At 43.1% G+C, this 9,021-nt stretch carries 7 protein-coding genes; 6 read left to right on the forward strand and 1 reads right to left on the reverse strand.

Annotated elements, in window-relative coordinates; genetic code table 11:
• Positions 1-76 precede the first annotated feature (76 nt).
• From DW650_RS16515 to DW650_RS16535, 5 genes are all read left to right on the forward strand, one after another.
• On the forward strand, positions 77-982 hold the full coding sequence (locus DW650_RS16515) for a DUF4474 domain-containing protein (RefSeq protein WP_243006814.1): 906 nt from the start codon (positions 77-79) through the stop codon (positions 980-982).
• The gene (locus DW650_RS16520; RefSeq protein ID WP_117920728.1) at positions 972-1,796 is read left to right on the forward strand and encodes a metallophosphoesterase family protein; all 825 of its coding nucleotides are present in this window, start codon (positions 972-974) and stop codon (positions 1,794-1,796) included. Before DW650_RS16515 ends, DW650_RS16520 begins: the two co-directional genes overlap by 11 nt.
• Positions 1,797-1,989: 193 nt before the next feature.
• Positions 1,990-3,309, forward strand: a complete 1,320-nt coding sequence (locus DW650_RS16525) for an aspartate kinase (protein WP_117920729.1) — start codon at positions 1,990-1,992, stop codon at positions 3,307-3,309.
• Positions 3,310-4,097: 788 nt separating this feature from the next.
• Positions 4,098-4,949 (forward strand): dipicolinate synthase subunit DpsA, encoded by an 852-nt coding sequence (locus tag DW650_RS16530; RefSeq protein ID WP_118210556.1) that lies wholly within the window; start codon positions 4,098-4,100, stop codon positions 4,947-4,949.
• Positions 4,949-5,533, forward strand: coding sequence for a dipicolinate synthase subunit B (locus DW650_RS16535; protein WP_117920731.1), 585 nt, complete (start codon positions 4,949-4,951; stop codon positions 5,531-5,533). Before DW650_RS16530 ends, DW650_RS16535 begins: the two co-directional genes overlap by 1 nt.
• A gap of 129 nt (positions 5,534-5,662) precedes the next feature.
• Here DW650_RS16535 and DW650_RS16540 read toward each other — a convergent pair whose 3' ends face one another.
• The gene (locus DW650_RS16540) at positions 5,663-5,923 is read right to left on the reverse strand and encodes a TIGR03905 family TSCPD domain-containing protein (protein WP_117920732.1); all 261 of its coding nucleotides are present in this window, start codon (positions 5,921-5,923) and stop codon (positions 5,663-5,665) included.
• A 312-nt stretch (positions 5,924-6,235) separates the two neighbouring features.
• Here DW650_RS16540 and secA point away from each other — a divergent pair, with 312 nt between their 5' ends.
• On the forward strand, positions 6,236-8,806 hold the full coding sequence (gene secA / locus DW650_RS16545) for a preprotein translocase subunit SecA (RefSeq protein ID WP_118210557.1): 2,571 nt from the start codon (positions 6,236-6,238) through the stop codon (positions 8,804-8,806).
• Positions 8,807-9,021 lie beyond the last annotated feature (215 nt).

Raw genomic sequence — 9,021 nt, forward strand, 5'->3', positions numbered from 1 at the left:
GATGCCAAACCATTTTTCCCTGCATATCTTATAGTACAGGATGTGAATTCCTGAAAAAAATATGCAGGAGGGAAAAATGCCAGATTTTAATGTGATAAAAATTGGATGTATTGTGGTGATCCTGCTTGTTTTACTGATTGCAGCAGTGATCATCACGGTAAAAAGAGAAAAAAGTAAGAGAAAAATACGCCGGATGTGTGCTGCAGAGAAAATTCAGCTTCTGAATGAACTCGCAGAACCATTCGGCTTTTGTTATGTGCCGTGTGAAGACGTGTTCACGTCGAGGGAAGATGCGTGGCAGAGAAAACAGGGGTATGAGGCGCTTTACGACAGGGCAGCAGTGGGAGCAGGCATGGTGTTTGATGCACTGCCTATCTATTTTGATTATGCTGGCGAAACATGGCTGATCGAATTCTGGAAGGGGCAGTATGGCATCAATACCGGAGGAGAGGTTGGCGTATATCATGCGGGAAAGGTCGTCCCGGAACGATATTACAGGATCGCCCATTTTGAGGCGGTGGAAGATCAGGATATGCCGTTTATCCAGTGCAGGCTAGACCGCAGGCGGAAAAAAGTTTATTTCCTGCAGAAGCGGCACTGGTGGCTGACCGGATTTGGGATGGGGACATTTTCGAGACCATCGGATCTGATATTGGTGACGACAATACGGTTTCAGAATGAATGCATGGCAGAAGCATTTTTTGAGGGATTAAAGCGGGCGAAAGGAAAAATACCGGGGAATAAATACCGGATCTGCCGCAATGAAGTTTATGTCAGAATGGATTTCTGTATGAAACACAAATTCTGTGCGTCCGTTTGGCGCTGCATGGTGCAGGCTTGGAACTGTTTCTGCTGTTTCCTTTACCGTCTGTTCACACATCCGTTTATTGCTACACCTGACCGTCTTTTATTTTTATACTATCAGCTTCCGTGGTGTTTGAAACATGCGTTTCGGATGCGGGGATGGAAGCATGGAAAATAAGAAAAGATATCCGCCCTTTTCCTGTCAGATGCGGATCGATAAAGCGCTTTCAGAAGCAGTCCATCTTCCGCTTAACAGTTGCAGTCGTTATATCATCATCAGCGACTGCCACCGGGGAGAGGGAGGGGCAAATGATAATTTCTTGAGAAACCAGCATCTGTATATGGCGGCGTTAAACTACTATATCGCGCATGGTTTTACCTATTTTGAACTCGGTGACGGGGAGGAATTGTGGGAAAACAGGCATCTTTCCCGCATTGAGGAGAGTCATCAGGATGTCTACTGCCGGTTTGAAACACTGCAGAAACAGTGCCGGATATACCGCATTTACGGAAATCACAATATGGAAATGAAAGGCATGTTAGGGGAAGCAATGATCTTAGATAACTGTGAGGGAGGCAGGGATATCTGCATGATCCACGGGCATCAGGCAGATTTTTTTAACTCAGTCTGCTGGAAATTATCCCGTTTTCTGGTGCGGTATTTCTGGAAACCGTTAGAGCATTTTGGCGTCAGTGATCCGACGAGTGCGGCGCGGAATTATAAAAAGACCTTAAAATATGAAAAATGTTTAGATAACTGGACAAAAGAGCATGACTGCTATCTGGCGGCCGGACATTCCCACCGTCCAAGGCTGCCGGCAGACGGCAGTCTGTACCTGAATGCCGGGAGCTGCGTGCATCCGTATGGCATTACTGGAATTGAAATCACAGATATGCAGCTTACACTGGTGAAATGGAAGATGGCGACGAGACCGGATCTGTCGCTTTTTGTAGCGCGCGAAGTGCTGATAGGACCGGTTGGTATTACCTGAATTTAAAGTACTTATAAGTACAGGTAATGAAAAGTTGACATAATATAGAAAAATACAAAAATTTTTGATTCCATGGAACTAAAAATCGGAAAAATCATTTGACGGAAACTGCATTTATGATAATATATATTCATTATATGGATAGTATCGGGTGTTTTCTTACACGCGAAAGTAAGTGGAGGTTCAGAAGAAAATGATTAAAGTTGTGAAATTTGGCGGCAGCTCTCTTGCAAGTGCAGAACAGTTTGCAAAGGTTGGTAAAATTATCAACGCAGATAAAGAGAGAAGATATGTAGTTCCGAGTGCACCGGGAAAAAGAAATTCCAAAGACACTAAGGTTACCGATATGTTATATGCATGTTATGACCTGGTGGAGGCAGATGAAGATTTCCGTGTGTCGCTTATGAAGATCAAAGACCGCTATGACACAATTATCAATGGTCTGAATCTGAAATTATCATTGGAAGATGAGTTTAAGAAAATTGCAGAAAATTTCAAAAATAAAGCCGGTGTGGATTATGCAGCTTCACGTGGAGAATATTTAAACGGTATCATCATGGCAAATTACCTTGGCTATGAGTTTGTAGATGCTGCAGAAGTGATTTTCTTTGATAAAGAGGGAAATTTTGATGCAGAAAAAACGGATAAGGTACTTGGCAAGCGTCTTGCAAAGATCGAGCGAGCAGTAATTCCTGGATTTTATGGTTCTAATCCGGATGGAAGTGTCCGTACATTTTCAAGAGGCGGTTCTGATATTACCGGATCTATCGTTTCAAGGGCTGTACATGCGTCCTGCTATGAGAACTGGACAGACGTATCCGGTTTTCTGGTTGCAGATCCAAGAATCATCGACCATCCGGAAACGATCAAGACGATCACTTACCGCGAGTTAAGAGAGCTTTCCTATATGGGAGCAAGTGTGCTGCATGAGGATGCGGTATTTCCGGTCCGCAAAGCCGGTATCCCGATCAACATCCGTAATACCAACGCGCCGGATGACGCAGGAACTTGGATTGTTGAGAGTACCTGCCACCAGTCAAAATACACGATCACAGGTATTGCCGGAAAGAAAGGTTTTGTCTCCGTTAACATTGATAAAGATATGATGAACTCCGAAGTTGGTTTTGGAAGAAAAGTATTATCCGCATTTGAGGAAAATGGAATCTCATTTGAGCATATGCCATCCGGTATCGATACAATGACGATCTTTGTTCATCAGCCGGAGTTTGAGGGCAAAGAGCAGTCCGTGATCTCCGCGATCCATCGCCTTGCAAAGCCGGACAGCATTGAGTTAGAGGGAGATCTGGCATTGATAGCAGTCGTTGGACGTGGTATGAAATCTACCCGTGGAACTGCGGGAAGAATTTTCTCCGCACTTGCACACGCAAACATCAATGTCAAGATGATCGATCAGGGATCTTCTGAACTGAATATTATCATCGGTGTCAGCAATGCAGATTTTGAAAATGCGATCCGTGCGATCTATGATATTTTTGTAGTGACCCAGTTATAAAAAAGAAACCTGCGGCGGAACTTTATTTCCGGCTGCAGGAGAGTATATGCAGCGTAAAGCCAGAACTGCTGTGACACACAATGAAGGCGACACCGTATGGAATTCATTCATGCGATGCCGCCTTCTAAACTATCTCGTCCATGGGACTTTACCTCAATTCATTTGTATTTTCTGAGCTTGTCTCAGATTCGTTTGTACTTCTTCGCTTCATCTTCAATCCGGATCTGTTATTCTTATGACTCCTGATATCGTATCATATCTGAGAATTTCGTCTGATACTGATTCGTAAATCCTTTTTTAGGATCGTCATGTTTTCTTTCCTCTTTTGAATGAAAAAACGAATGCGTTTACGTTTTTGGTGGTCCGTACCTCTCTTTCTTAGTATCGTTTGGTGTAAATCGTTATCTTTCTGGTGGTCTGTACCTCTTTTCTTTTAGTATCGTTTGAGGTAAATCATTATGTTTCCGGTGGTCTGTACCTTCCTTTCTGATTGCCTCTTCTGCAATCGTTTTGTTTTCTTTCTTATCTCTTTTGTTATTTTGTAATTTGATTATATCTGATAAAAATATATTTGTCAATAAAAAAATAGAAAAAAAGTAAAAAAAATAAAAACTAAGAAATAATTGCGTAAAAATAAAGAAAAATTCAGAATATTGCAACAAAAGAAACAAAGGAGGGAATGAGCATCTGGATAAAAATAGAAAGAATAACAGCAGAAAGAAAACAACAAGGAACAGCAGGAACAAATGGTTCATATAATAATGTAAAGGGAGCGTAAAGGAGTTTGCATGGACAGACAGACAATTCTTCTGATCAGTGATATGCGTCAGGTTTATCTTGCTGAGATATTGACAAAAAAGGGTTATAACGTGCGCTGCCTTGATATCAGAAATCGTGAGACGGCATTGCAGCAGTTAGAGAAGCTGAAACGTTTTCTGGATAAGGCAGATGTACTGATTCTTCCAATCCCGGTGCAGAAGGTACCGGAACAGGAACTTTTTTATGATATATTAAATAAAAATCTGCAAAAGAAAACACTTGTGATGGGAGGATGTTTTTCGAAAGAGCAGAGAGCGCTATTAACAGGAAGAGATATTCATTTTCTGGATTTTATGGAAGATACAGTTGTGACAGAGGAGAATGCCGTGGCAACAGCAGAGGGAACGATCGCACAACTGGTGGAAAAAAGTCCGTATAATATTGATGAGGCAAAAGTGCTTGTGACCGGGTACGGATATTGCGGAAAGGCGATCGCGAAAAGACTAGGAGCACTCAGAGCGCGTGTGACGGTGCTTGCAAGAAGGAGGGAAGTACGAAAGGCAGCAAAAGAAGATGGTTTCTATGCGGTAGATTTTGCATTTGGGCCGGAGGAGGCAATGGGAGCTGCAATGGTTGTCAATACGGTTCCGGCGCTTGTCATCACAGAAAAGATCATAAAAGAACTTCCAAGAGATGCTTATATTGTGGATATTGCATCGGGGGAGGGCGGCACGGATTTTGCTTGTGCAAGGGAATATGGTATCCATGCAGATCATGTGCTTGGAATCCCAGGAAAATATGCGCCAAAAGAGAGTGCATATATATTAGAGCGTTCTGTGGAACGTTTTATTTTACAGCAAAAACAGGGGGAAAAGATTTGATGGATTTTGATAAATATAATATTGGTTTTGGGATCACAGGTTCCTTCTGTACATTTGCAAAAGCGAAAAAAGAGGTGGAGTTTCTTTGCGGGATGGGAGCAAATGTGATCCCGATTTTCTCATTTCAGGCACAGACCTGTGATACCAGATTTGGAAGTGCAAAAGAATATGTGGAAGAAATATGTGAGATTACCGGAAATGAAGGGATACGCTCTATCTGTGCCGCAGAGCCGATCGGACCGAATAATTTTCTCGATATTATGGTGATCGCACCCTGTACCGGCAATACCGCAGCAAAACTGACCGGAGGAATCATTGATACACCGGTACTGATGGCGGCAAAGGCACATATGCGGAACGGAAAACCGCTTGTCATTGCGATTTCCACAAATGATGCCCTTGGAGCAGGTTTTAAAAATATCGGTATGTTGATGAATATGAAAAATATTTATTTTGTGCCGTTTGGACAGGATAATTATAAGAGCAAACCAAATTCCATGGTTGCGAAGATGGAACTGCTTCCGGAAACAATTGAGGCGGCATTGCAGGGCAGACAGATCCAGCCGGTGCTGCAGGAGCCGTAAAAGAGTATAAAAAGACTGGCACATTTATGAGTTGTTTCATCATAAAAGTGCCAGCTTATTCATGACTATAGAATGTTTGTGGCATTCTCTTATATTCATACCAGATAACAGAAAGGTATATCGGAGGTCTTATGCGTTTTTGGATGCCTCTAATGCCTCACGGCATGCTTTTGCAAGCTGGTCGCCACAGGAAGTAGGACGTCCGCCACAGCGGATGCCGCCGATTTTTTCTTCTACCTGTTCAACGGTAAGACCTTCCACTAATTTTGGGATTGCCTGCAGATTACCGTTGCATCCACCGGTAAACTTTACGTTGTGGACAACATTTCCATCCAGTTCTAAGTCGATCTGTGTGGAGCAGGTTCCTTTTGTTTTATAAGAATAAGTCATATCAGATTCCTCCTTTGTTATAGATCATAGTCTGTGTGCCGTCGCAGAAACTGCGATTCAGTAAGAGTATAAACACAAGTGTGCAGCAGTGCAAGGACTTTTTTATGTAAGCGGAAAATTCGTTGAAATTCCCGCTTACATAAAAAAACCTCCGGACAGGATTCTTTCTAACGTTAATAAAAAATTCACAAAACGTTTACCCCTATTTTGGTTGTGGTAATAAGGGAAAAGTGTTACAATGACAATATTGTGCAAGGTTTAGCCTGTAAAAGGACTTGCAAATTTGAGAAATAGCCAGGAATAGGAGTTTTTATGAGCGCATTTACAAAGTTATTCGGAACGCACAGCGAACGCGAGTTAAAAAGAATTTATCCACTCGTTGATAAAGTGGAGTCATACCGTGACGCTATGGGAGCGCTGTCCGATGAAGAATTAAGAGACAAGACGAAAGAATATAAAGAGAGACTGGAAAAAGGAGAGACACTTGATGATCTTCTTCCGGAGGCATATGCAACTGTCCGTGAAGCAGCAAAGCGTGTACTTGGAATGGAACACTACCGTGTACAGATCATTGGTGGTATTATCTTACATCAGGGCCGTATCGCAGAGATGAAGACTGGTGAAGGTAAGACACTTGTTTCTACGCTTCCTGCATACTTGAACGCCTTAGAGGGCAAGGGTGTGTGCATTGTAACAGTTAACGATTACCTTGCAAAGCGTGACTCTGAGTGGATGGGACAGGTTCATGAGTTCCTTGGCTTAAAAGTCGGAGTAGTTTTAAACTCCATGACCAATGATGAGCGCCGTGAGGCATATAACTGCGATATCACCTATGTAACAAACAATGAGCTCGGATTTGATTATCTGAGAGACAACATGGTTATTTATAAGGAACAGCTTGTTCAGAGAGGTCTTCATTATGCGATCATCGATGAGGTCGATTCCGTATTGATCGACGAGGCACGTACACCGCTTATCATTTCCGGACAGAGCGGCAAATCCACCCGTCTTTATGAGGCTTGTGACATCTTAGCACAGCAGATGAAACGTGGCGAGGATGTACCGGAGTATTCCAAGATGGATGCTATTATGGGTATCGAGCAGGAAGAAACAGGTGATTTCCTTGTCAATGAGAAGGACAAGGTTGTCAGCCTGACACAGGAGGGTGTGAAAAAAGTTGAGCAGTTCTTCAAGATCGGTAACCTTGCAGATGCAGAAAATCTTGAGATCCAGCACAATGTGATTCTTGCGCTGCGTGCACACAACCTGATGTTCCGCGATCAGGATTACGTTGTAAAAGATGATGAGGTACTGATCGTTGATGAGTTTACCGGACGTATCATGCCGGGACGCCGTTACTCGGATGGTCTGCATCAGGCAATCGAGGCAAAAGAGCATGTAAAAGTAAAACGTGAGAGCAAGACTCTTGCAACGATCACGTTCCAGAACTTCTTTAATAAATTTGACAAAAAATCCGGTATGACAGGTACGGCACTGACTGAGGAAAAAGAGTTCCGTGATATCTATGGCATGGATGTTATCGAGATCCCGACCAACAGACCGGTCATCCGTGTGGACAAACAGGATGCTGTTTATAAGACAAAGAAAGAAAAATATCATGCAGTTGTCGAGGAAGTAAAAGCTGCCCACGCAAAGGGACAGCCGGTACTGGTTGGTACGATCACGATCGATGTATCTGAGACGATCAGTGCGATGTTAAAGAGAGAGGGAATCCCACATACTGTTTTGAATGCGAAGTTCCATGAACTTGAGGCTGAAATCGTAGCCGCAGCAGGACAGCACGGTGCGGTAACGATCGCTACAAATATGGCTGGTCGTGGTACGGATATTAAACTGGATGATGATGCAAAAGAGGCTGGCGGATTAAAAGTTATTGGTACAGAGCGCCATGAGTCAAGACGTATTGATAATCAGCTGCGTGGACGTTCCGGACGTCAGGGAGATCCGGGTGAATCCCAGTTCTTCATTTCCCTGGAAGATGATCTGATGCGTCTGTTCGGTTCAGAAAAGCTGATGGATATCTTTAATACACTGGGTGTTCCTGAAAATGAACAGATCCAGCATAAGATGTTAACCTCTGCGATCGAGAAAGCGCAGACAAAGATTGAGGGTAACAACTTTGGTATCCGTAAGAATCTTCTTGAGTATGATCAGGTTATGAATGATCAGAGAGAGATCATTTATGCAGAGCGTATGCGTGTATTAAACGGAGAGAACATGCGTGATGTGATTTTCAAGATGATCACAGACCGTGTTGAGAGCTGTGTGGATACCTGCATTTCTTCTGAGCTGCCGAAAGAAGAGTGGGATTTAAACGAGTTAAATCAGCTTCTGACAGATATTATCCCATTAGAGCCTGTAAATGCTGCTGATGTGGACAGTGTTAAGAACAACAAAGAATTAAAACATCTCTTAAAAGAGCGTGCAGTGAAACTGTATGAGGCAAAAGAGACAGAATTCTCGGAGCCGGAGCAGTTCCGTGAATTAGAGCGTGTAGTACTGTTGAAAGTCATCGACCGCAAGTGGATGGATCATATTGATGATATGGATCAGCTTCGTCAGGGTATCGGCTTACAGGCATATGGACAGAGAGATCCGCTGGTTGAATACAAGATGGCAGGATTTGATATGTTTGACGATATGATCGCCAACATTCAGGAAGATACAGTCCGTCTGCTGTACCATGTCAAGATCGAGCAGAAGGTAGAGCGCGAGCAGGTTGCGAAAGTAACCGGTACTAATAAGGATGAAACGGCAACCAATACACCAAAGAAACGTGCGGCTGCTAAAGTATACCCAAATGATCCGTGCCCATGTGGTTCCGGTAAAAAATACAAACAGTGCTGTGGAAGAATGGCATAAAATTAAAAAATAATAAAAAAGCGTTATGTTTATGGAGTGATTCATAGATGTGGCGCTTTTTACTTTATAGGATGAGCTGCTTAGCAGACGGGGGGTTCGCTAAATTGTGGTTTGTGGGTGACATGAGTTTCCTCGTGTAGGGTGGTTCCGGGGGGTTACGATTGGCAAATTGCATCAAGCCGGGACTCGTTTTGTTCCGTTGTACGAAAATAAGA

Source organism: Roseburia sp. AM23-20 (assembly GCF_003470905.1).
GTDB classification, from domain to species: Bacteria; Bacillota; Clostridia; order Lachnospirales; family Lachnospiraceae; genus Roseburia; species Roseburia rectibacter.